The organism is Clostridium sp. K04, assembly GCF_019734375.1.
In the GTDB taxonomy this organism is placed as follows: domain Bacteria; phylum Bacillota; class Clostridia; order Clostridiales; family Clostridiaceae; genus Clostridium; species Clostridium saudiense.
Genome location: NZ_JAASHD010000029.1, coordinates 20,495 through 45,444 on the forward strand (window position 1 = coordinate 20,495; position 24,950 = coordinate 45,444).

A 24,950-nucleotide genomic window follows, 5' to 3' on the forward strand; every position below is an offset into this window, starting at 1 on the left:
ATTTGTACACATAAGTTTATTATGAAGTATCGAAAATTTATTAGGAGAAACTATGAAAAATGAGTTTATATTAAATGATAAAAAATTTAGAGCGTTTTGCATATATAGGCTGCTTTTTGGAATAAGCTACAGCATTATGATACCAATAATACCACTATTCTTTAAGTCAATAGGAATGGAAACTGTAACTATAGGAATGGTAATTTCATTATATGGAGTAAGTAAGACAATAATGCAAATTCCCTTTGGAATTGTCTGTGATAAAATAGGGGATAAATTAACTCTAAAGTTAGCTTTATTGTTAATGGGGTTAGTACCTATTGGCTATATATTATCAAATACAAGCCTTCAGGCAGGAAGCTTATATGTTATTCAAGGTGCTATTCTTGGAATGGCAGCACCTGCAACTTATTCAGTACTTGCTAGGACATTGAATGTTAAAAGAAGAGGAGAGTGTACTGGCCTTGCTTCAGCAGTGTTTACTTTAGGTGGGGGAATAGGTGCTGCAATTGCAAGTTTTATATTAACAAAGTTAAATAACTTTAGTATGGCATTTAATATATCATCTCTTGGAATATTTTTTACATTAATATATGTAATCATTAGAGTTAACAAAGTAAAACCTATGAAAAATAAAGATAATAAGAAAGAGAGTATAAAGGAAATTTTATATGAAATAAGAAGAAGAAAATTTGTTTATAAAATTATTATTTTATCAAGTAGTGCCTTTTTAGGAGATTATATTTATTCGTGTGTTGTAGCATTAATTCATTTTTATGGACAGGATGTACTTCATGTATCAACGTCTTATACTTCTTCCATTATATCAGTATACTTATTAGTTTTTGGATTAGGTGCGCCAATAGCAGGATGGGTTAGTGATAAAATAGGAAATAAAAAGCAATTATTATATTCTTTTTTTACTATGAATTTTACATTGTTAGGTCTTATTATAACTAGAAATGTAACTATATTTACTATAATAATTATATTGTACTTCTTGGGTGCAACATATTTAAATGCTTCTGTACAAAGCTGTCTTTCGGAATTTGGATCATATCCTAAAATTAAAGGTTTTGTTTTTGGAGTTGTGGGGGCATCAGAGTCACTTGGATATGCAGTTGGACCACTGGTTTCATCTTATATTTATGAATATAATAAAAATTATTTATTTTTAGGTTTATTAATGGTATCTATTTTTATTACTGCAATTTATGTGGTTTTATTCAATAAATCAGGAATATAAAAATATTAACTAAAAGAAAAATCAATATGAAATAATATTAGAGTATAAAAAAGCTATAGTGATAAATAATAAAATAAACTGACTTCTTAACTTTAGATAGGGATTTAACTTCATTTGAAGTTTAGAATTTGCTATCTATAGTAGGTTATTATGACTAGTCAGCAGATAAAGTCTTCCTTATAATCAAAGGGGTTTATTATGAATATAAAAAACAATATATTATTCACTAAAAAAGAGCTTTTATATTTTTGCATTCAAAGGTTTGCTTTTGGATTTAGTTATAGTTTAATGATACCAATAATACCTTTGTATTTTAATTCATTAGGAATAAGCACATTAATTATAGGTGCAGTTATGTCATCTTATGGTTTTGCAAAGGCTTTAATACAAATACCATTTGGAGTTGTTACAAATAAAATTGGGGATAAATTATTACTAATAATATCATTTATATTTATGATACTTTCCTTAGCTACATTATCAATTGTAAGAAGAATAAGCATATTTACAATAGCTATTATTATATATTTTTTAGGTGCAACATTTTTAAATTCAGGATTACAAAATTCACTTTTAAAGTTTGGAGAAGATAAGAAAAGTGAAGGAATTGTATTTGGATTTGTAGGTGCATGTGAAGCACTTGGATATGCAATTGGACCCTTAATATCATCATATGTTTATAATTTAAGTAAGGTATGGCTTTTTCCAGGGTTATTAATTTTTACTATAGGAGTATTTGCAATTTTTATAGTATTAAAAAAGAAAGCCTTTAACATAAAAAATTCCTAAATTTTAATTTAGGAATTTTTTTTTATATTAATAGTATTATATAATGAAGCATTTACTATGTTATTTATGAAGGTAAACTGATTTAAATAAGACTTATGGGAGGTGAAAAAGATTAGTGAATTAATAAAACTTTATATAGAAAGGTATGATTTCTTTTTAAAGTTAACATTAGAACATTTAAAAATTTCAGGAATTTCTATAATAATAGCAACTCTTATAGGTGGAATTTTAGGAATATTAATAAGTGAATACAAAAAAACATCAACATTAGTCTTATCCATAACAAACTTTCTTTACACTATACCATCAATATCTTTACTTGGTTTTTTGATTCCCTTTTCAGGAATTGGGAATACTACAGCAATTATTGCACTTACTATATATGCGTTACTACCTATGATTAGAAATACTTATGCAGGAATTGATAATATAGACAAGTCGATTATAGAATCAGCTAGAGGAATGGGAAGTACGGAATTTCAAATATTATATAAAATAAAAATTCCATTAGCAACAACAGTAATTTTAGCAGGTTTTAAAAATATGGTTGTAATGACTATAGCACTTGCTGGTATTGCATCATTTATAGGGGCAGGAGGTCTTGGTGTTGCTGTATATAGGGGAATAACAACAAATAACCAAACCATGACTATAGCAGGAAGTTTATTAATTGCATTATTAGCTTTATTATGTGATTTAATTATTGGAGGTATAGAGAAAATAATAAAAAGAAAGTGGAGGTTATAAAGGTGAAAAAGAAGGGAAAGGTATTAATATGTATTTTAGCAATTTTATTAATTATTATTCCAGTAGGATGTTCTAAGAAGAGTGAGAGCCTAAAAATTGCTACAAAACCAATGACAGAGCAGTTTATATTAGGCGAAATGTTAAAGCTAATTATCGAAGAAAATACAAATTTAAATGTAGAAATTACAAAAGGAATAGGTGGAGGTACAAGTAATATTCATCCAGCTATATTAAAGGGCGATTTTGATATGTATCCTGAGTATACTGGTACTGGTTGGAGTTTTGTTTTGAAGGAAACAGAAATCCCAGATGATGAAACTTTATATAAACAATTACAAGAAAAATATAATAGTGAATATGATTTAACTTGGGTTAATTTGTTTGGATTTAATAATACATTTGGGTTAGTAATAAGAAAAGATTTAGCAGAAAAGTACAATATAAAAACTTATTCTGATTTGGCAAAATATTCAGAAGAGCTTACATTTGGAGCTGAATATGATTTTTATGAAAGAGATGACGGGTTTGATGCTTTATGTGAAGAATATAATATGAATTTTAAAAAATATGTAGATTTGGATATTGGTCTTAAGTATAATGCAATAAACTCTAAAGAAATAGATGTAATGAATATATTTACTACAGATGGTCAACTTTCAAATTCAGATGTTGTTGTTTTAGAAGATGATAAGGATTTTTATCAAACTTATTATTGTGGCACTGTAGTACGTAATGATACTTTAGAAAAATATCCAGAGTTAAAAGAAGCTATTATGAAGTTAGATAATATTATAAATGAAGAAGAAATGGCCAAGCTAAATTATTTAGTTGAGACAGAAGGACAAGATGAAAGTAAGGTTGCAAAAGACTTTTTAATAGAAAAAGGTTTGGTAAAGTAATCTTTTAAAAAAGGGAGATAATATGGAGGAAAAAAGCATTATAGAAGTCAAAAATATAAGTAAAATATATGGTAATAAAGTAATACTTAAAAATATAAATTTAAAAATTAATAAAGGTGAATTTATAACTGTAATTGGTAGCTCAGGGTGTGGTAAGACTACATTTTTAAAGCTTATTAATGGTTTAATTGAACCAGATGATGGAAAAGTTTATGTAGAAGGCAATGACATCTCAAAAGTAGATAAAATAGCTTTAAGGAGAAAAATAGGTTATGTTATTCAAGAAATTGGCTTATTTCCACATATGACTGTAAGAAAAAACATATCATATGTACCTAATTTAATAAAAAAAGAAAAAAAGGATAGCATTGAAAATAGAGTTAAAGAATTAATAAATAAAGTTGGGTTAAAAGAAGAAATGTTAGATAATTATCCAAATGAACTTTCTGGCGGGCAAAGACAAAGAGTAGGTATTGCAAGAGCCTTGGCAATTAATCCAAATATCATTTTAATGGATGAACCATTTGGAGCTATAGATGAAATAACAAGAAAATTACTGCAAGATGAAATATTAAAAATTTATAAGGAATATAATATGACAATTATATTTATTACTCATGATATTAAGGAAGCATTAAAACTTGGAACAAGGATTATGGTAATGGATAAGGGGGAGGTAATACAAATTGATACACCAGAACAATTGATTAAAAATCCTAAGAATATCTTTGTTAAAGAACTTTTGGGTGATAATAAAATAAGCTAACTTTAATTTATTTATATTATAAGTTCATCGTTATATTTTAAAATACCTTTCATAAAATATACTATGAGAGGGGGTAACATATATATGAAAAATGAAAAGAATAAGATTCCGGATTTCAGAGTAGTTTTTTTAATGTTTGTATTTTTGGGGTTACCTATAATTGTATTTCTAAATTGGCTAACAATAAATAATGAAGTTAGCATACTTATCAAAATGATAACAATTATTATATGTGTATTTTTAATAACAGTATCATATAGAGCTATTAGGTATTTTTTCTTTAAGCATTGTGGAAAAACAAAAATAAATTTGGTTGGTTATATAGTAGTACAATGTGTATCTCTAGTTATTACATTAATTATGATGGGTATAATAGTAGCATGTATACAACTTTTATGAAGTGAATATATAAAATAGTTAGCAGTAGTAGATAAAAATCTAGTACTGCTATTTTCTTTTAGTAGGATAACATAATGTATCAACATAAATTAGTTATCATTTAAATGTATAATAAATTCATCAAGTATTTTTCCTTTTAAATCAATAGCAGATACTTCAATTGTGTTAGGAAGTAAATCCATAACAACAAAATGATATACAGCAATAGGTGGTATTATAACTCCATTCTTACTATTATATTTATTTCGGAGTTTTTCACCAGCACCTCCAGAAATAATTTGATAAATATCATTTTTACCAGATACAACACGACGTGAATAATTATGCTCATGAGATGAAAATACTAATTTAATTTCATATTTATCAACTATTGACCAAAAATCATCCCTACATTTAGGATATAAATCAAGACAATGCCCAAGATGTGCACCAGTAGGAAAAGCTGGTGAGTGAAGAAAAAGTAATTTATTCTTATTACTTTGTTTACATATGTTTTCAAACCATTTTAATTGGTTATTAGTGATTTTATGGATTTCGTTATAATGAAATGAATTAAGAAATATTAATCTATAATTATCAAAGTCAATATAATAAACTGTTTTATTATATTCATCTAAATAATCAGTTACATTAAGATCAGCATAACATTTGCTAAATAGTTTTTCAAAAGTATCATCAGTAGGATTAATATTAACTTCATGATTACCTAAAACAGGAATTAAAGGCTTTGTTTCATAATAACTAGCTACTATGTTTCTAAAATCGTTAAGCTGACTTAATAAGGCATTAGAATTATTACCTCCAGCTACTGAATCTCCTAATATTACAATAAAGTCAGCAGTTGGAGTTATCTAAATAGTTTTATGCATTTTTTATCATCTATTTTATATACGCTTCCTTGAGTACCTTTTCCTAATAGTTGTAGTTCATTTATATTTATATTTTCGTATATTTTCATATTGCACCTTAAAAGAATTAATAATATTAATATATGAAATGAAAAGGATAAGGTTAATATAGAGAAAGAGATATGTTACTTATGTCATGCTAAGAAATATTTACTAAAATTAAGTGAAATGGTAAAATCATATATGAAAATAAAATATGTTCTTTATAATTATCCTATAGGATATAAAAATAGGGGCGAAGTATAAATTAAAGACAGAAAGGTAGGCAGTAAATATGCTAATAAAAAATAGTAAAGTTGCAATTATAGGGGCTGGGAATGTAGGTGTGACTACAGCCTTTTGTTTACAAAATCAGGGGCTTTGTGATGAAATTATATTAATAGATATAAATAGGGATAAAGCATTAGGTGAAGTTCTTGATTTAAATCATGCAGGTGCATTTATGAATAGAAATGTAAAAATAAGTGTAGGAGATTATAAAGATTGTAAGGATGCTGATATTGTAGTAATGACAGCTTCTGCACCTATGGCAATTACAGATAATGATCGTTTAAAAATGTTAGAAAAATCTCAAAACATAGTTAAATCAGTTGTAGATTCTGTAATGGAAAGTGGATTTGAAGGGATTTTTATCGTAGTATCTAATCCAGTTGATATTATGACTTATTATACATGGAAAATATCAGGTCTTCCGAAGAATCAAGTTATTGGAAGCGGAACAACTTTAGATACAGCTAGACTTAAATATTACTTAGCAAAACGTATAGATGTTGATCCAAGAAGTGTTGAGGCATTTGTTATAGGAGAACACGGTGATAGTGAGCTTGTATCTTGGAGCACTGTTACAGTAGGCGGAAAAGATTTTGAAAGTATTGTAAGAGATAATAAAGAGAGAGTTGGGGTAGAACCATATGATTCTCTTGAAGAAGAAACTATTAAAGGTGGATGGGAAATATTCCATAAAAAAGGAAACACATCTTATGGGATTGCAGCATCTGTAGCTGGAATAGTAAAAACTATTTTACATAATGAAAATAGAATCTTACCAGTATCTACTTTATTGTCTGGAGAGTATAATGAACATGATATTTTTATAAGTGTGCCAGCAATAATTGATCGCCAAGGAGTAAAGGAAATTGTTGAATTAAATTTAACAGAAGAGGAACAAAGAAATTTCGATAATTCATGTAAAATAGTACGTGATAAATATAAAGAGCTTAATTTTTAGTATTTGGTTATTCTAGAAGTTAAAGAAGATTATAGAAATAAATATGTTTTATATAAAAAAGAAATCTTAGCTGAAAAAAGCAACTAAGATTTCTTTTTATTTATAAATATTATCTAATTATTGTATAACTCATATAAACTATATAAATTCCTACTAAAATAATGCCATGTTTTTTTAATAGAGAATAATCTTTTTTCATAAATAGATATAATAGTATTGTTATACATAACATAAAAATAATATCTATTAATGCTAAAGTACTAATTGTTATTGGGGAAATGAAAGTAGCTAGCCCTAAAACTAGTAATATGTTAAATATATTTGATCCAATTACATTTCCAATTGCAATTTCAGTTTCACCTTTCTTTATTGCAACTATAGAAGTAACAAATTCAGGTAATGATGTTCCAATAGCAACAATAGTTAAACCAACTAAATTTGCACTCATACCGAATAAAGTTGCAATGGAAGTAGCAGAATCAACAACCATATCTCCACCTATAACAATACCTAAAATTCCTATTACACTTAAAATAACAGTTTTTAATATTGGAGTTTGTGTAGTAGTATCACTTTCAGCTAAGGCAATTTCATTATCAGATGAACTATCTAAATTTGTTGCAGATTTGGCCATTTTAACTGTGGAATATAAAAAGTATACAAAAACAATTAATAATATTAATCCTTCAATTCTGCTTATATATTTATTAATTCCAAATACTAAAAGCAAACCACTTACAATTAATAAAAAAGGTGTATCCTTTTTTATTGTATTTTTTTGTACAGGTAGCTTAGATATTAGTGAAGAAACACCAAGAACTACAAGAATATTAAAAAAGTTTGAACCAACTACATTAGCTACGCTCATATCGTTTTGCCCAGATAATGAAGATGTAATACTTACAGCAGCCTCAGGAGCACTTGTCCCCATTGCAACTATGGTAAGTCCTATTATCATTGATGGAATATTAAATTTTCTTGCTATAGAAGCAGCTCCATCAACAAATAAATCAGCTCCTTTTATAAGAAAAAAGAAACCTATAATTAAAAGAATAAATGACATAGTATATCCTCCAAAAATTTGATAAAAATTATGTGCTAAATAGAAAGATATCATATGAAAGGTAAAGTTACAAATTTTTTTTATGATTAAACTTAAAAAATAATATTTTTTCTTATCTTATGAGGTTTGATTTTATATAACTTATATAAAGAGTTAGTTTATGAATACATAGATTATTTTATAAAGGTAGATTTTATAATTAATAAGTTTTCATAAGTTTGTTTTAGTATACTAATTAAAGGCAAAAAAAATAGAGATCGTATTTATAAATTTTACAGACTACTAATACTATTTATTAGAGGTCTGTAAAATCTATTTTTAATTTAAATTAGATAATTATCTAGTAACTTCATCAACTATAAAAGCTGGTATAGTCATTTCGGCACCTAAAACTGTGGTATAAGTCATATTACCAGCAGATGAACCTTTAAAGTATATATAGTCATTTTCTAATAAAGTTTCAGTTTTTATGCTATCATCAATTTCAACTAGCATTATAGTATCATAGTTTCCGTTTATTGCTACTCTGTATTGAGTATATCCATTACCATTCATGACTTGAATAATTTTACCTTCGAATTGACCTAGTGTTCCGATTTTACCCTCTCTAGCTATGTCTTCCCAAGTTAGACCAGTTTCATATTTATGAGCTTCAGCTTCTTTAGCAGCGGCTTCTTCTTGTGCTTTCTTTTCAGCAGCAGCCTTTTCTTCAGCCTCTTTTTTTGCTTTTTCCTCAGCTTCTTTTTGGGCCTTTTCTTGCGCAATTCTTTCTTCTTCGGCTTTACGTTCCTCTTCTTTCATTTCAAACCAAGGAGCAGCTTCTTCTACCTTTTTTGTAAGGAGTGAGTTTTCTTCCTCTAAGTCTTTAATAGATTTTTTTAACTCAGTTACTTTTTCATTAAGTGATTCACCATATTCCTTGGAGCTTTCATAGAGAGAATTTAAAGTTTTGTATTCTTCAGTTCCTTCTACAGGTGTTGAAAAAATAACGTTTACAATTAGTGCTAAAACAAAACCTAAAGCTATTAATCCTAATCTTTTGGAATAAATAATTACTACATTTAAGAAATCTTCTTTAGTAGCTCCGATAATCCAATCTGTGAAATCTTCTTTTATTTCACTAAATTTTTTCATATTAACCTCCAAGTAAGTGCTAATAGAGTATATGAAAATACATATAAAATAATTCATTTTGAGAATACTTATAAAATATATAAATCAAATATTTTTAAGAAAATGATTACAAAATGTGTTGACAAACATATACGTACAAGTTATTATTGATACATAGACAAGATGTACGTACAGGTTGTTGATAGCGTAGGACAATAATATGCGTACAGGTCATTATGTTAGGAGGTAAAAAGATGGGAAAGTATATTGATGACTCAAAAGCATTACTAGAATACGTTGGCGGAAAAGAAAACATTAGTGCAGTTACACATTGTGTAACTCGTATGAGATTTGTATTAAAGGATACAAGTAAAGCAGATAAAGAAAAAATAGAAGCATTAAAATGTGTAAAAGGAACATTTATTCAAGCTGGACAATTCCAAGTAATAATTGGAAATACAGTTACTGATTTTTACAATGACTTTGTAAAGGTTTCTGGTATTGAAGGAGTAAGTAAGGATAGTGTTAAAGATGCAGCTAAATCAAATATGAGCTTTATTCAAAAGTTAATGGCAAATTTAGCAGAGATATTTTCACCACTTATTCCAGCAATTATAGTTGGAGGTCTTATTTTAGGATTTAGAAATATCATAGGTGATGTAAAGTTCTTCGAAGATGGAACAAAAACATTAATTGAAATATCACAATTTTGGGCAGGAACTTATAGTTTCTTATGGCTAATAGGTGAAGCGATATTCCACTTCTTACCTGTAGGAATCGTATGGGCAATTACTAAGAAGATGGGAACTACTCAAATACTTGGTATAGTATTAGGTATTACATTAGTATCACCACAACTTTTAAATGCATATGCGGTATCAGGTGGAGCTGATATTCCATTCTGGGATTTTGGATTTGCTAAAGTTAATATGATTGGATATCAAGCACAAGTTATTCCAGCGATATTAGCAGGGTTTGTATTAGTTTATTTAGAGAAATTCTTTAGAAAAATATCACCAGCTGCAATTTCAATGATAATAGTGCCATTCTTTGCATTAGTACCATCAGTACTTATAGCACATACAGTACTTGGACCTATTGGTTGGAAAATTGGAGATATGATTTCAACAGTTGTTTATTCAGGATTAACTTCATCATTTAGTTGGTTATTTGCAGGTATATTTGGATTTGTTTATGCTCCATTAGTTATTACTGGTTTACATCACATGACAAATGCAATTGACCTTCAATTAATGTCACAAGTTGGTGGTACATTATTATGGCCAATGATTGCTTTATCAAATATTGCTCAAGGATCAGCTGTACTTGCAATGATATACTTACAAAGAAAAAATGAAGAAGAAAAGCAAGTTTCAATACCAGCATGTATTTCAGCATATTTAGGTGTAACAGAACCAGCATTGTTTGGTGTTAACTTAAAATATGGATTCCCATTTATTTGTGGAATGATTGGTTCAGGTATTGCAGCAGTAATATCAGTAGCAACAGGAGTTATGGCAAATGCAATTGGTATAGGGGGTATTCCTGGAATACTTTCAATTCAACCTCAACATATGTTAATGTTTGCTGTAGCTATGGTAGTAGCAATAGTAATTCCATTTGTATTAACAATAATTGTTGGAAGAAAAAAATTAGGAAATGCATCAGTAGATGCTAAAGTAAAGAAAGCTGCTTAATAAAATATAAAAAATTATAAAAGGATGATATATGAATAGTATAAAATTACTAGGCATATATCGTCCATTATTTGCTAGATAGAAGGAGATAGTTAAAATGAAAGATTTTAGAGAAAGTGTAGTTTATCAAATATACCCTAAGTCATTTAATGATTCAAACGGAGATGGAATTGGAGATATAAACGGAGTAACAGAAAAACTAGATTATTTAAAAGAACTTGGTGTAGATTATATATGGTTAACTCCTGTTTATGTATCTCCTCAAAAAGATAATGGATATGACGTTGCAGATTACTACAAAATAGATCCAAGAATGGGGACTATGGAAGATTTCGATAATCTTGTAGAGGAAGCAAAAAAAAGAAATATTGATATTATGTTAGATATGGTATTTAATCATACTTCTACTGAACATGAGTGGTTTAAAAAAGCTTTAAAAGGTGATAAGAAGTATAAAGATTTCTATATATTTAAGGAAGGGAAAAATAATGAATCTCCAACTAATTGGGTTTCAAAATTTGGTGGTAATGCTTGGGAGTATGTAGAAGAGTTTAATGAATATTATCTTCACTTATTTGACGTTACACAAGGTGATTTAAATTGGGATAATGAAGAAGTAAGAAGTGAAATTTATAAAGTAGTAAACTTTTGGTTAGATAAAGGGGTAAAAGGCTTTAGATTAGATGTAATTAATCTTATTTCAAAGCCAGAAGTGTTTGAAAGTGACAATATAGGTGATGGAAGAAGATTTTATACTGATGGACCTAATATTCATAAGTATTTAAAAGAACTTAATAAAAATACATTTGGTAAGTATGAAGATATAATTACAGTTGGAGAAATGTCTTCAACATCAGTAGATAATTGTATTAAGTATTCAAATCCTGAAGAAAAAGAACTTTCAATGGTGTTTAATTTCCATCATTTAAAGGTTGACTATAAAAATGGTGATAAGTGGACAATGATGGATTTTGATTTTAAGATGTTAAAAGATATATTCAAACAATGGCAAGAGGAAATGCAAGAGGGTAATGGATGGAGTGCAGTATTTTGGTGCAATCATGATCAACCTAGAGCAATATCTAGATTTGGAAATGATAAAAAGTATCATAATGAAAGTGGTAAAATGTTAGCAACAACTATTCATATGATGAGGGGAACTCCTTATATTTATCAAGGTGAAGAGTTTGGAATGACTAATCCTTACTTTGATTCAATAGAAGAATATAGAGATGTTGAATCTATAAATTATTATAATATATTAAAAGAACAAGGTGAAACTGAAGAGGATATTTTAGAAATATTAAGATCAAAATCAAGAGATAATTCAAGAACTCCGATACAATGGAATAGTAAAGAAAATGCAGGGTTTACTGTAGGAACTCCATGGATACCAGTTAGTAAAATGTATAAAGAAATAAATGCGGAAAAGGCATTAGAAAATAAGGATTCAGTATTTTACCATTATAAAAAGTTAATATCTTTAAGAAAAGAATATGATGTTATTTCAAAAGGTAATATAGAAATGATATTAGAAGAACATAACAAAGTATTAGCTTATACAAGAAATTATGAAAATAAAACTTTAGTAGTTTTAAATAACTTCTATGGTGAAGAAACAATGGTAAAATTACCATCAGAATTATTATGCAATGAATATAAAGTAAATACATTAATATCAAATTATTCAAATTCTAGAAAATTAAAGGAAGAAATAATACTTAGACCATATGAGTCAATAGTTTATTATATTGAGAAATAGTAGATATTTATGATAAAATAACTATGGTGATGAAATGGATAAGAAGTATTTAAATATATATAACATTATAGTTAATAAAATTGAAAGTAAAGAATATGTAGCAAATGATAAATTACCTTCTGAAAAGGAATTAATGGATGAGTATAATGTCTCAAGGGATACTGTAAGAAAATCTTTAAATATGCTAGAACAAAATGGATATATTCAAAAAAGTAAAGGAAAAGGTTCATTTGTTTTAGACATAAATAAGTTTAATTTCCCAGTTTCAGGTGTAGTTAGTCTTAAAGAGCTTAGTGAAAAGTCAGGAAGGGCTATTGAAACAACAGTTGAGGCTTTAGAGTGTATTATTCCTAAAAAAAACATTTCAAAAGGGCTTGAGATAAATGAAGATGAGAAAGTATGGAGAATAGTAAGAGCAAGAACTATAGATGGAGAAAAGGTAATATTAGATAAGGATTACGTAGTTCAAAAATTTGTAGAAAATCTTACTGAAGATATATGCAAGAATTCTTTATATGAATATGTTGAAAATGTGTTAGGATTAAAGATAGCATATGCAAAAAAAGAAATAACAGTTCAAAATGCTTCAGAGGAAGATAAAAAGTATTTAGATATGAAGGGCTTTGATATGATAGTAGTAGTTAAAAGCTATACATATTTAGATGATACAAGTTTATTTCAGTATACAGAGTCAAGACATAGGCCAGATAAATTTGTATTTGTAGATTTCGCAAGAAGACATTAATAAAAAGGTGCACTTATAAATTGATACCTATAGACTAGACACTTATAAAAAAGTGTTTAAGTTTATAGATATCAGTTTACATCAGTGCACTTTTTTTTATTAATTAATTAATAAATATATTTATTTAACTATTAAATAATTTGAATTTTCATGTAGGTAATAAAATAAATACTATAATTTTGGTGATATTTTTCGGGTATTTAAAGTAAAAGGTTAATATTATAATTAATTACATATAAAATTTAATTGTATTTTTATAATAATTAGATTATAAATTTTAACTATATAAAAGGATGGGAATAGATATGACTAAAATAAATTTGCATGGTGAATGGAATTTTCAATTAGATAAAGATAAACAAGGATTAAATAATGAATTATATAAAAAAGAATTAAATGATACAATTACTTTACCAACAACAACTTCTGAAGCAAAGAAAGGTGAAATAAATACTGATAGAGAAGTTGGATATCTTACTGATTTATACAAATTCGAAGGATTTGCTTGGTTTTCTAAAGAAGTAGAATTTCCAAATAAAAGTGAAAATGATTATATAGAATTAATAATGGAAAGAACAAGGATAACACACCTTTGGATAGATGATAATTATGTGGGAACATATAATAGTTTATGTACATCTCATCATTACGATATTACCCCTTATGTAAACAATAACAAGCACAAGGTAACTATAATGGTTGATAATACCTCATATCCAACAAAAGGTGGACATATGACTTCACCAGATACTCAAACAAATTGGAATGGAATTACTGGGGAAATTTCTATTAAAATTACTAATAAAACTAGATTATCAAATGTTAAGTTTTATCCTAATATCGAAGATAAATCTGTTATAGTAAGAGGAAATATTTTAGGTAATAAAATAGAAAAAGTTTCATTGACAGCTTTTGATGAGATTAAAGTATTTGATAAAAAAAGTTATAACATAAATAATAATTCATTTGAAGTAAAGTACTTAATGGGAGAGGATGTTCAACTTTGGAGTGAATATAATCCACATACTTATAAAATGAAAATACAAATTCAAAATGAAGAAAAAGTTATAAATGAAGATACTTATTCATTTGGTATGTTATCTTTTAAAACTAATGAAAAGAAGTTTTTAATAAATGGACAAGAGACTTTTCTTAGAGGAAAACATGATGGGTTAATTTTTCCTTTAACAGGATATGCACCAACAGATTTAGAAAGCTGGATAAAGGTTTTAAAAACATCAAAGGAATACGGTATTAATCATTATAGATTCCATACATGCTGTCCACCTAAAGCTGCTTTTGAGGCAGCAGACATTGTTGGTATTTATATGGAACCAGAACTACCTTTCTGGGGGACAATAACAACAAAAGAAGATGAAAATCATGATGAAGCTATGGAAGAGTATTTAATTAAAGAAGGATATAGAATGTTAGATGAATTTGGTAATCATCCATCATTTGTTATGATGTCTTTAGGTAATGAATTATGGGGAAGCAAGGAAACTCTAAATTCTATTTTAAAGGGATATAAAGAATATGATAATAGACATCTTTATGTACAAGGATGTAATAACTTCCAATGGGCACCATGTATTTTAGAAGAGGATGATTTCTTTAGTGGAGTTCGCTTTACAGGTGATAGATTATATAGAGGTTCTTATGCAATGTGTGATGCTCCACAAGGTCATATACAAACAGACGCACCAAATACAATTCATAATTATGATGAAATAATAAGACCAACTTCAAAGAAAAAAAGTTCAGCAGGGGAAGTTGGAGTTAAGCAAATTCAATATGGAACTGGAGTAAAAGAAGTACTTGTGTCTGAAACAGAAGAGTTTATTCCTAAGGTACCAGTTATTTCACATGAAATTGGACAATATGAAACTTTTCCTAATTTCAAAGAAATAGATAAATATACTGGAGTATTAAAAGCTAGGAATTTCGAAGTGTTTAAAGAGCGTTTAGAGGAAAAAGGATTAATTGATAAGGCTGATATGTACTTTAAAGCATCAGGTAAATTAGCAGCAGAATGCTATAAAGGTGAATTAGAAACAGCATTTAGAAGCAATGAATTAGCAGGATTCCAATTGCTAGACTTGCAGGATTTTAGTGGACAAGGAACTGCTTTAGTAGGGATTTTAGATGCTTTTATGGATAATAAGGGAATAATATCATCAGAAGAATGGAGAGAGTTCTGTTCGGATTGTATATTGCTTGGAGAGTTTTCAAAGTATGTATGGGATGCAGGAGAAAAATTTAAATGTAATATAAAACTTACTAATTATAGAAAAGAAATTAAAAATTGCAATATGGTTTTAAAGATAGAACTTGTGAATGAAACAAGTTGTCTATGGAAGGAAGAAGTAATAGTAAGTAAACTTGCTATTGGTGTAAATAATTTATCAACTGTAAGCTTTCAATTACCAAAATGTGAAGTACCACAAAAATATACATTTAAATTAACAATTGAAGATTTAGATATATTAAATCACTATGAGTTATGGGTATATCCTATAGTCCCAGAATTAGATAAAGAAAATATTATTATTACTGATGATTTATTAGAAGTGATAAGTGGAGTTTCAAATAATAAAAAGATATTATATTATCCAAAAGAAGAGGAAAATATAAATTCAATTGAAGGAACTTATTGTACAGATTTCTGGTGTTATCCAATGTTTAGATCTATTTCAGAAAGTATGGGTAAACCTATACCAGTAGGAACAATGGGATTATTAATAAATGATAAACATCCTGCATTAATGAATTTTCCATGCGAGTTTTATTCAACTCCACAATGGTGGGATATTATTATGAATTCCCGTTTATCTATTTTAGATAATGTTAAGATTGATCCAATTGTACAAATGATTGATAATTTTGAGAGAAATCATTTGTTAGGATTAGTTTATGAATTTAAAGTAAATGAAGCTAAAATTTTAGTTTGCAATTCACCCCTTAAAGAAATAGTGGATAGTAGTCCAGCAGAATGGCTTCAATATAGTTTAATTAAATATATGGAAAGTAAAGATTTTAAGCCAGAGAAAACTATTAGGATAGATACGTTTAATAGTATATTTAATAGTAAGTAATAGAGATAAAAAATGATGTAGCCTCCGAGTCAATTATTCAAATTGGATTAGGAGGCTTTATTATCTTTTTCTTGTATCTCTCTTATAAGCATACATTACCTCCAGTAAAAAGTGTTTATTATAACTATTATAACAAAGAAAGCTCTTTTAACTTAAAAAATAATATATTTAATGTAAAAATAATAGAAAAATGTAATTGTTATCACATAAAAGAGGGATATTTCATGATATAATAAAAAAATAAATAAAAATAAGAATGTAAAAATACGAGATATAATTATGTTATTTTTATATTTAGTTTTATTAAATAATTAGATATTAAGTAGGGGAGTAAATATTATGAAGAAATTTATAAAAGAACAGGTGCTAAAAGTAGTAGATACACTTGAGACTATAATAGGGGTACTTTTAGCAATTTGTATTGGAATATCTGTTATATATCTAATTTTTGATATTACATCGGTATTCTCATTTAGAAATAATTTAGATGCATTTAATGATTATCTTTCAATAGCATTTAACTTTGTTATTGGAATAGAATTTATAAAGATGTTATGTAAACATACACCAGAAACTGTAATTGAAGTTTTACTTTTTGCTATTGCAAGACAATTAATAGTTGAACACATGACAATATTCCAAAATTTAATAGGGGTACTAGCTATAGCAGCATTGTTTGCTACAAGAAAGTACTTATTTTATAACTTTGATGAAGTTGATAAAACTATTTATAGAAGTAGTGAAAGAGTAAAAAGGATAAACTTTTTAGAACATATCGATATACCACATGAAAATAAAGAAGATACATTAGAAGATATTGTACTAAAGGAAATAGAAGCAAGAAAACTAGAGTTAGGCACAGGAGTATGTATTTATTATCCAGGATTTGCATTAAGAGTAGCAAAAATAACAAATAATGTTGTAACAAGAGTTGAAGTTATACGTTCAATGAAAAAGAAATAAGGATTTAATTATAAAAAAGAGAAGTTGCACAACTAAGTAAATAGGGTACAACTTCTCTTTTTATTATTATAATATGAATTATGAATTGGTAAATAAATCTATTGTAAAATATTAAATATGATGATTTATTCTAATGTATTTAACAGTAATAAACATTTTGTTTATGTTAAGTTTATTATTTAGTATCATTATTAATTTAATTACTACAGTTATTACAGGGGTTTTAATGTATATATCATTTGCTCTAGGAATTTTAAATGAAAAAAATATTACAGGTATAATGGTATTACCTATAATTACATTAGTTTCATGTATTTTAATAGGTGTTGTAGTTTCTGCATGTTCAAGTAGAGCTGTATTAAAAAATGTTAGAGAGTTTATCGAAGCAACAGATAAACTATCACGTGGAGATTTTTCAGCCCGTTTAAATATAAGAAAGCCACCTGAATTTAGAATATTATCTAAAAATTTTAATACAATGGCAGAAGAATTAGGTAGTATTGAAGTATTACGTACAGATTTTATAAATAATTTTTCTCATGAATTTAAAACACCAATTATATCTATTAAAGGCTTTGCGGAAATTTTAAAGGATGATGATCTTTCTAAAGAAGAAAGAAATGAATATTTAGATATAATTATAGAAGAATCTAAAAGGTTAACATCACTTGCTACTAATGTTTTAAATCTTTCTAAAATTGAAACTCAAGCTATATTATTTATAGGAGCAACTGGTGCTGGTAAAAGTACATTAATTAATCTTATTCCACGTTTTTATGATGCTACAGAAGGTGAAGTATTAGTGGATGGAGTTAATGTAAAAGAATATGATCAAAAATATCTTAGAAATAAATTAGGATATGTTTCTCAAAAGGTTACTTTATTCGAAGGAACAGTTGAATCAAATGTAGCATTTGGAGAAAATGGCAAATCAGAAATTACAAAAAATGATGTTATTTATGGGGTATATGCAGCACAAGCAGCTGAGTTTGTTGAAAATTTAGATGGAGAATATGATGCTCATATTTCACAAGGTGGTACTAACCTTTCAGGAGGTCAAAAGCAACGTTTATCAATAGCAAGAGCAATAGCACGTTATCCAGAAATATTAATTTTTGATGATTCATTCTCAGCTCTTGATTACAAAACAGATAGCAAACTTCGTAAATTCTTGAAAAAAGAAAGTATAGGAACAACAATGCTTGTCGTAGCTCAAAGAATAAGTAGTATAAGAGATGCAGATAAGATTATTGTATTAGAAGATGGTCAAATGGTTAGTATAGGAAAACATGATGAATTAATGAAAACATGTAATGTATATAAAGAAATTGCATACTCTCAACTTTCAAAGGAGGAATTAGCTGTGGACATGGAAGCAGCTTGTTCAGATATTTCAGAGGAGGAGGTTGTATAATGAATAGAAACAAAAGTAAAAACTCAGAAAAAAGTTTAAGTAAGCTTATAACTTATTGTAAAAAATATATTCCAGTAATAATTATTGCTTTGACCAGTGCAGTTATAGGAACTATATTAACTATAATAGGACCTGATAAGCTATCAGAAATGACAGATATTATTACAGCTGGGATAATGACTAGTATTGATTTAGATAAAATAGCATCAATAGGACTAACATTAGTTGCTATATACGTAATTAGTGCAATTTTAACTTTTGCTCAAGGTTATATTATGGCAACTATTACACAAAAAGTTTCTAAAAACTTAAGAAGTGATATTTCTAAGAAAATAAATAAATTACCAATGTCATATTATAACAATAATACTACTGGGGATTTACTTTCTCGTGTTACAAATGATGTAGATACTATAGGGCAAGCGTTAAATCAAAGTGTTGGAACATTAATTAGTGCAATATGTTTATTCTTTGGTTCTTTAATTATGATGTTAAAGACAAATGTCATAATGACAGTAACTGCAGTACTAGCTACAATGATTGGTTTTGCACTAATGATGATAATTATGAAAAGCTCTCAAAAGTATTTTATGAGACAACAAGAATATTTAGGAAAAATTAATGGACATGTTGAAGAAGTATATTCAGGGCATACTATTGTAAAAGCCTATAATGCAGAAGAACAAATGGATAATAAGTTCAGGGCTTTAAATTCAACACTTAAAAATAGTACATTTAAAGCTCAATTCCTATCAGGATTAATGATGCCTATTATGACATTTATAGGAAATTTAGGATATGTTGCAGTTTGCGTAGTAGGTGCAGCTCTTGCAATGAATGGTAATATTTCTTTTGGGGTAATTGTAGCATTTATAATGTATGTTCGTTACTTTACTCAACCTTTAGCTCAAATGGCTCAAGGAGTTCAAAATTTACAATCAGCAGCTGCTGCAAGTCATCGTGTTTTTGAATTTTTAGAAGCAAAAGAAATGGAAGATGAAAGTCATAAGACTAAATCACTTGAAAATGCTAAAGGAAAAGTAGAATTTAAAAATGTTAAGTTTGGTTATGAAGGATCAGATAGAATAATAATCAATGATTTTTCTGCAATTTCAAAGCCAGGTCAAAAAGTTGCCATAGTTGGGCCTACAGGGGCAGGTAAATCTACACTAGTAAATTTACTAATGCGTTTTAATGAAATTAATAGTGGTGAAATTTTAATTGATGATATTCCTACAAGTGATTTAACAAGGGAAAATATTCATGATTTATTCTGCATGGTACTACAAGATACATGGTTATTTGAAGGTACAATTAGAGAAAACCTTGTATATAACAAAGAAGGAGTAAGTGATGAGGTTATAAAAGAGGCATGTAAAGCAGTTGGTTTAGATCACTTTATTGAAACATTACATGATGGATATAACACAATTTTAAATGATAAAGTTAATTTATCTGCAGGACAAAAGCAACAGCTTACAATTGCAAGAGCAATGATTAAAGATGCTCCAATGTTAATTTTAGATGAAGCAACAAGTTCAGTAGATACAAGAACAGAGCTTTTAATTCAAAGTGCAATGGATAAGCTTATGGAAGGAAGAACATCTTTTGTTATAGCTCATAGACTTTCAACTATTAGGAATGCTGATGTTATTCTTGTATTAAAAGATGGAGATATTTTAGAGAGTGGAAATCATGAAGAGTTACTTGCTAAGGATGGATTCTATGCAGAGTTGTATAATAGTCAATTTGAACAGGTAGCTTAATATAGAAAAAAGTAATAAAGATTTATTTCTTTGATTACTTATTGAAAAATAAGAATATATATCTAAAATATATTTATAAATTATTGTAATAGATATATAATATACACAAAGAGATGATGTTGTTAAACAACACCGTCTCTTTGTTTTTTTTAGATGGAATTAAAATGCAGCTAATTCACTAATTCAAAGAATGAAAGAATAAGGCAATTTTTAAAAAGTATATTATAGAGTTTAATAATCCAATAAGAATTTACCTCTTTCTTAGTGGATTAAATTTTGGCAAATATATTGGAAAAAGTTGAAGTTTAAACTAAATTTAATTATACTAAAACAGTTAAAGGTTAAATTATTTAAACTTATAAAAACAAATGAATGAAAATATAAAGAAGTATTGGCAAGAAAAATCTAGAGCTTAAGGAGAATAAAATGGAATTTAGAAAATCGATAAAATCAGATGTTAGTAGAATAATGGAAATTATTAGACAGGCTCAAGAGTATTTTAAATTACAAGGAATTAATCAATGGCAAAATAATTATCCAAACAAAGAAGTAATAAATAATGACATAGATAATGGGCAAAGCTATGTAATGTTAAAAGATAATAATATAGTAGCAACTACAGTTGTTTCATTTAAAGAAGAAAAATCATATGAAAATATTATTGATGGTAAATGGATTACAAATGATAAATACGGGGTAATTCATAGAATAGCAGTAGATAGTAATTATAAAGGATTAGGTTTATCGCATGAAATTATTAAATATTCAGAAGAGCTTTGCTTAAGCAATAATATACATAGTATTAGAGTTGATACTCATGAGGAAAATATACCAATGCAAAATTTACTTAAGAAAAATAATTTCAAATATTGTGGAATTATCTTTTTAGAAGATGGTGCAAAAAGAATAGCTTTTGAGAAAACTATATAAAAATAAAAGAGTAATAGTAGAAAAGGGGAAGTAAAGATGATAAGACCAATTGTAAAAGATGAATTATTTTTAGCTCAAAAATCAGAAGATGCCAATAAAGAAGATGCAAGCATAATTGAAGATTTAATAGATACATTAAGAGCAAATATTGAAGAGTGTGTTGGAATGGCTGCAAATATGATAGGCGTTAAAAAGCGTATTATAGTGTTTGCTGCTGGAGAGTTAATAGTACCAATGGTAAATCCAGTTATTTTAAAAAAGCAAAAAAGATATGAAGCAGAAGAATGTTGTTTATCATTAACTGGTTTTAGAAAAGCTATAAGATATGAAGAAATTGAAGTAGAATATTTAGATGCAAATTTTAATAAACAAAAGCAAAAATTTACTGGGTTTGTAGCTCAAATTATTCAACATGAAATAGATCATTGTAATGGAATTATAATATAGTAAAATTATTTTATACACAAAAGAGGTATCTTATGAATAAAAAGAGAAATATAATAATAGCTATACTACTTGGACTATTTATTTTAGGAAGTATAGTATTTGTAGCTATAAAGGTTGAAAAGCAACCTGAAATAAAAGAAGATATAAAAAAAGAGGAAACAAATGAAAAAGTAGATTCAGATATAATGGATTTCCTTAATGCAATTGCGGGAGTTAAAGCTGAAGAACTAGAAATAATAAATAACCCTATAATTGGAGTTAAAGGTAAAATATTTGTACCAGAAGAATCAATAGTAAATGGTATAAATTACTTTTTAGAAAAGACAAAAAATAATAAAATGAGTAACTTAGAAGCAGTTACTGAAGACAATAATATTAGTTTATATGTTAATTATGCAGTTACAGATAAAATTAGTACACCTATTAAGGTTGATATATCGCCTAATTTAAATGAAAATAAGGACCTAGTTATTAATATTGGATCAGTAAAGATTCTTGATTTAAAGTTAGCTGATTTTATTGTAAATTTAGCATTAAAAACTTTCATTAAAGACTGGTTTGTAAATAGTGATATTATAGTAGCGTATGAAAATAATAAAGTAATAATTTCTAAAGAAAATTTTAATGGAATAGATTTAAATTCTATTTTAGTAAGTGATGAGGGAATAACTTTAGATATGATGATTGATGCAAATATATTACAAAAGTAAAATTAAACTGCACATGAATTATAATATGGTATGAAATAATTTATAATAATGATTTTGGAGTGAAAAATATATTAAATGAAAAAGATTCACAAAGTAAAAGTGCTTTGTGAATCTTTTATTTTTATATAATTAGTAAATTTTAGTAATTGGCTTTTGCTTTTAATGCAGGAATAAATGTTTTAAACAAAAATAAGCAAAGACAAACAGCTGCAAAGATTATTCCTATAGGATATGCTATTGTTGTTGAAAGTTTAAATCCTTCTTCTGCATATAAAATATAAGTACAGCTTACAGCGGACATGAATGTTGCCGGTAATGCTGCAATTAATGATGAAGCAGGTTTAGCAACTTTAGCATATTTAGCAAGATATACAGAGCCTGCCCAAAGTACGATCATAGCTAATGTTTGGTTAGACCATGAGAAATATCTCCAAACAACAGAGTAATCGATAAGGGAAATTAAATATCCAATTCCAAGAAGAGGTACTGCTAACATAAGTCTCTTAGGAATTTTAGTTTGGTCAATTTTAAACCAATCTGCAATGGTAAGCCTTGCACTTCTAAAGGCTGTATCACCTGAAGTAATTGGACAAACAATAACACCAATCATTGCAAGTACACCACCAAATTTACCTAGTAAACCAATAGACATTTCATAAACAGTAGATGAATTACCACCACCAGCTGCAAGTAATCCACCAGTACCCTTATAGAAAGCAACACCAGCTGAAGCCCAAATAAGAGCAATTATACCTTCAGCAACCATTGCGCCATAAAAGATCTTTCTGCCGTTTTTTTCATTATTAATGCAACGTGAAATTATTGGTGATTGAGTTGCATGGAAACCAGAAATAGCACCACATGCAACGGTTATAAACATTAATGGCCAAATTGGAGCACCATTTGGATGAAGATTTTCAAAGGTAATTTCCATCATTGGATTAGTTCCACTATGAGCAATTGTTGCACCTGCAATACCAAGAGCCATAACTATTAAACATATACCAAATATAGGATAAAGTTTACCTATGATTTTATCAATAGGTAATAAGGTAGCTAAAAAATAATAAATTAATACAACGATTGTCCAAAATGTAATATTCATAAAATTTGGAGTAAGCTTTGCTAAAAGACCAGCAGGGCCTACCATAAATACGACCCCAACCATAACAAGTAAAATTACTGAAAAAACTCTCATAACATTTTTCATTACTTTTCCTAAGTAAATACCAACTATTTCAGAAATACTAGCACCATCATTTCTAACTGATAACATACCACTTAGAAAATCATGAACACCTCCGGCTAATATAGTACCAAAAACAATCCAAAGATATACAGATGGTCCCCATATAGCTCCAGATAAAGCACCAAATATTGGTCCAAGACCCGCTATGTTAAGAAGTTGAATTAAGAAAGATTTCCAAGGTTTCATTGGCATATAGTCAACTCCATCTGGATGAACTAAAGCTGGAGTTTTTCTATCAAATTCTGGACCAAATACCTTTTCAACAAGTTTACCATAAAGAAAATAGCCAAGAATTAAAATAGCTAGACAGACAAAAAAACTAATCAAAATAAGTCCTCCTTGAATAATTATTTTTGAATATAACAGCAGTAATGAAACGTTTACAAAAGATATCTTTTAGTAAAAATATATGTAGCTAATATATTTATTAGTACTAAATTATAATAATTTGTTAGTACCTAATTTGTAATAGATTTTTATAAATTTAATATTATTATATCTTTTTGTAAATACTATTTATGTGATTTTAAACATAAGGAGACGAATTAATGAAAAGAGAACATTATATAGTAAATGGAATAGCAAATGAAAATATGAAAACACAAATTAAAAATTCACTTGAAAAAATAGATGGAGTAAATAATGTTTGTGTGGATATGTCAAGGGGAAGTGTTGAAGTTATATATAACAACCCAGCTACAGAACAAGAAATAAGAAGTTGCATAGAAAATACTGGCCATAAAATAGAATAAGAAATAAGCAATAAATAAGGTTAATTTTTTTAATGAAATTAACTTTATTTTTTTGTAAAAATTAAAGAGAGTATTTGTATTATATAAATGAAAAGTTAAAAAATATGGCTTTAATATTTTCATTATTTAGTAGCGATTTAGAATGAAAATCTAGAATATATAATGTTAAAAAAAATAGAAAAATAGAGTTTTAAAAGAAAAGTGGTGAATTATGACACAAATTCAGAACAATAGCATTAGACTTTTCATAATATAAACTAAA

The 24,950-nt window shown here is 27.4% G+C and carries 22 protein-coding genes and 1 pseudogene; 19 read left to right on the forward strand and 4 right to left on the reverse strand.

Annotated features, from left to right (window positions below):
- The first annotated feature begins 52 nt into the window (after positions 1–52).
- The 6 genes from HCG70_RS12245 (at position 53) to HCG70_RS12270 (ending at position 4,846) form a co-directional block, all read left to right on the forward strand.
- Positions 53–1,246 carry an MFS transporter gene (locus HCG70_RS12245; protein ID WP_154820671.1) on the forward strand — a complete coding sequence of 398 codons (1,194 nt, stop codon included), beginning with the start codon at positions 53–55 and terminating at the stop codon, positions 1,244–1,246.
- A gap of 198 nt (positions 1,247–1,444) precedes the next feature.
- Positions 1,445–2,035 (forward strand): MFS transporter, encoded by a 591-nt coding sequence (locus HCG70_RS12250; RefSeq protein ID WP_052330660.1) that lies wholly within the window; start codon positions 1,445–1,447, stop codon positions 2,033–2,035.
- 102 nt (positions 2,036–2,137) lie between these two features.
- A complete protein-coding gene (locus HCG70_RS12255; protein ID WP_070098848.1) occupies positions 2,138–2,782 on the forward strand; it encodes an ABC transporter permease in 645 nt (214 codons plus the stop codon).
- Between the two features lie 2 nt (positions 2,783–2,784).
- On the forward strand, positions 2,785–3,681 hold the full coding sequence (locus HCG70_RS12260; RefSeq protein WP_311776468.1) for a glycine betaine ABC transporter substrate-binding protein: 897 nt from the start codon (positions 2,785–2,787) through the stop codon (positions 3,679–3,681).
- Between the two features lie 22 nt (positions 3,682–3,703).
- Positions 3,704–4,447, forward strand: coding sequence for an ABC transporter ATP-binding protein (locus HCG70_RS12265; protein ID WP_195948690.1), 744 nt, complete (start codon positions 3,704–3,706; stop codon positions 4,445–4,447).
- A gap of 84 nt (positions 4,448–4,531) precedes the next feature.
- On the forward strand, positions 4,532–4,846 hold the full coding sequence (locus HCG70_RS12270; protein WP_042398224.1) for a hypothetical protein: 315 nt from the start codon (positions 4,532–4,534) through the stop codon (positions 4,844–4,846).
- Between the two features lie 89 nt (positions 4,847–4,935).
- Here the strand turns inward: HCG70_RS12270 and HCG70_RS17820 are convergent, their stop codons facing one another.
- Complete coding sequence (locus HCG70_RS17820) at positions 4,936–5,697, reverse strand: metallophosphoesterase (RefSeq protein ID WP_078061323.1); 762 nt, start codon at positions 5,695–5,697, stop codon at positions 4,936–4,938.
- Positions 5,698–6,028: 331 nt separating this feature from the next.
- On the opposite strand from HCG70_RS17820, the gene HCG70_RS12280 reads away from it, so the two are divergent.
- Positions 6,029–6,982 carry an L-lactate dehydrogenase gene (locus tag HCG70_RS12280; protein ID WP_042398226.1) on the forward strand — a complete coding sequence of 318 codons (954 nt, stop codon included), beginning with the start codon at positions 6,029–6,031 and terminating at the stop codon, positions 6,980–6,982.
- Positions 6,983–7,091: 109 nt separating this feature from the next.
- Here the strand turns inward: HCG70_RS12280 and HCG70_RS12285 are convergent, their stop codons facing one another.
- Both HCG70_RS12285 and HCG70_RS12290 read right to left on the reverse strand, forming a co-directional pair.
- Positions 7,092–8,045 carry a calcium/sodium antiporter gene (locus HCG70_RS12285; RefSeq protein WP_042398229.1) on the reverse strand — a complete coding sequence of 318 codons (954 nt, stop codon included), beginning with the start codon at positions 8,043–8,045 and terminating at the stop codon, positions 7,092–7,094.
- 336 nt (positions 8,046–8,381) lie between these two features.
- Positions 8,382–9,179, reverse strand: a complete 798-nt coding sequence (locus HCG70_RS12290) for a hypothetical protein (protein WP_052330661.1) — start codon at positions 9,177–9,179, stop codon at positions 8,382–8,384.
- 233 nt (positions 9,180–9,412) lie between these two features.
- Here HCG70_RS12290 and treP point away from each other — a divergent pair, with 233 nt between their 5' ends.
- From treP to HCG70_RS12345, 11 genes and pseudogenes are all read left to right on the forward strand, one after another.
- The gene (treP, locus tag HCG70_RS12295) at positions 9,413–10,855 is read left to right on the forward strand and encodes a PTS system trehalose-specific EIIBC component (protein ID WP_042398232.1); all 1,443 of its coding nucleotides are present in this window, start codon (positions 9,413–9,415) and stop codon (positions 10,853–10,855) included.
- Positions 10,856–10,952: 97 nt separating this feature from the next.
- Entirely contained in the window at positions 10,953–12,617 is a 1,665-nt protein-coding gene (treC, locus tag HCG70_RS12300) for an alpha,alpha-phosphotrehalase (protein WP_221697834.1), read from the forward strand.
- 34 nt (positions 12,618–12,651) lie between these two features.
- Positions 12,652–13,362 (forward strand): trehalose operon repressor, encoded by a 711-nt coding sequence (treR, locus tag HCG70_RS12305; RefSeq protein WP_042398237.1) that lies wholly within the window; start codon positions 12,652–12,654, stop codon positions 13,360–13,362.
- Between the two features lie 305 nt (positions 13,363–13,667).
- Positions 13,668–16,457, forward strand: a complete 2,790-nt coding sequence (locus HCG70_RS12310) for a sugar-binding domain-containing protein (protein ID WP_154820674.1) — start codon at positions 13,668–13,670, stop codon at positions 16,455–16,457.
- A 339-nt stretch (positions 16,458–16,796) separates the two neighbouring features.
- Positions 16,797–17,420: a hypothetical protein gene (locus tag HCG70_RS12315; protein WP_042398243.1), complete on the forward strand. Its 624-nt coding sequence runs from the start codon at positions 16,797–16,799 to the stop codon at positions 17,418–17,420.
- Positions 17,421–17,700: 280 nt separating this feature from the next.
- Positions 17,701–17,901: pseudogene (locus HCG70_RS17455) on the forward strand (HAMP domain-containing protein); the annotation flags it as partial.
- A complete protein-coding gene (locus tag HCG70_RS12325) occupies positions 17,899–18,834 on the forward strand; it encodes an ATP-binding cassette domain-containing protein (protein WP_260457824.1) in 936 nt (311 codons plus the stop codon). The pseudogene HCG70_RS17455 and the gene HCG70_RS12325, both read left to right, overlap by 3 nt.
- Positions 18,834–20,600: an ABC transporter ATP-binding protein gene (locus HCG70_RS12330; RefSeq protein ID WP_221697835.1), complete on the forward strand. Its 1,767-nt coding sequence runs from the start codon at positions 18,834–18,836 to the stop codon at positions 20,598–20,600. Before HCG70_RS12325 ends, HCG70_RS12330 begins: the two co-directional genes overlap by 1 nt.
- Positions 20,601–21,026: 426 nt before the next feature.
- Complete coding sequence (locus tag HCG70_RS12335) at positions 21,027–21,530, forward strand: N-acetyltransferase (protein ID WP_042398256.1); 504 nt, start codon at positions 21,027–21,029, stop codon at positions 21,528–21,530.
- 36 nt (positions 21,531–21,566) lie between these two features.
- Positions 21,567–21,977 carry a peptide deformylase gene (locus HCG70_RS12340; RefSeq protein ID WP_042398259.1) on the forward strand — a complete coding sequence of 137 codons (411 nt, stop codon included), beginning with the start codon at positions 21,567–21,569 and terminating at the stop codon, positions 21,975–21,977.
- 32 nt (positions 21,978–22,009) lie between these two features.
- A complete protein-coding gene (locus HCG70_RS12345) occupies positions 22,010–22,687 on the forward strand; it encodes a hypothetical protein (RefSeq protein WP_042398262.1) in 678 nt (225 codons plus the stop codon).
- A gap of 139 nt (positions 22,688–22,826) precedes the next feature.
- Here the strand turns inward: HCG70_RS12345 and HCG70_RS12350 are convergent, their stop codons facing one another.
- Entirely contained in the window at positions 22,827–24,263 is a 1,437-nt protein-coding gene (locus tag HCG70_RS12350) for a carbon starvation protein A (protein WP_042398265.1), read from the reverse strand.
- A gap of 221 nt (positions 24,264–24,484) precedes the next feature.
- On the opposite strand from HCG70_RS12350, the gene HCG70_RS12355 reads away from it, so the two are divergent.
- Positions 24,485–24,688 carry a heavy-metal-associated domain-containing protein gene (locus HCG70_RS12355; RefSeq protein WP_042398268.1) on the forward strand — a complete coding sequence of 68 codons (204 nt, stop codon included), beginning with the start codon at positions 24,485–24,487 and terminating at the stop codon, positions 24,686–24,688.
- Positions 24,689–24,950: the final 262 nt, after the last annotated feature.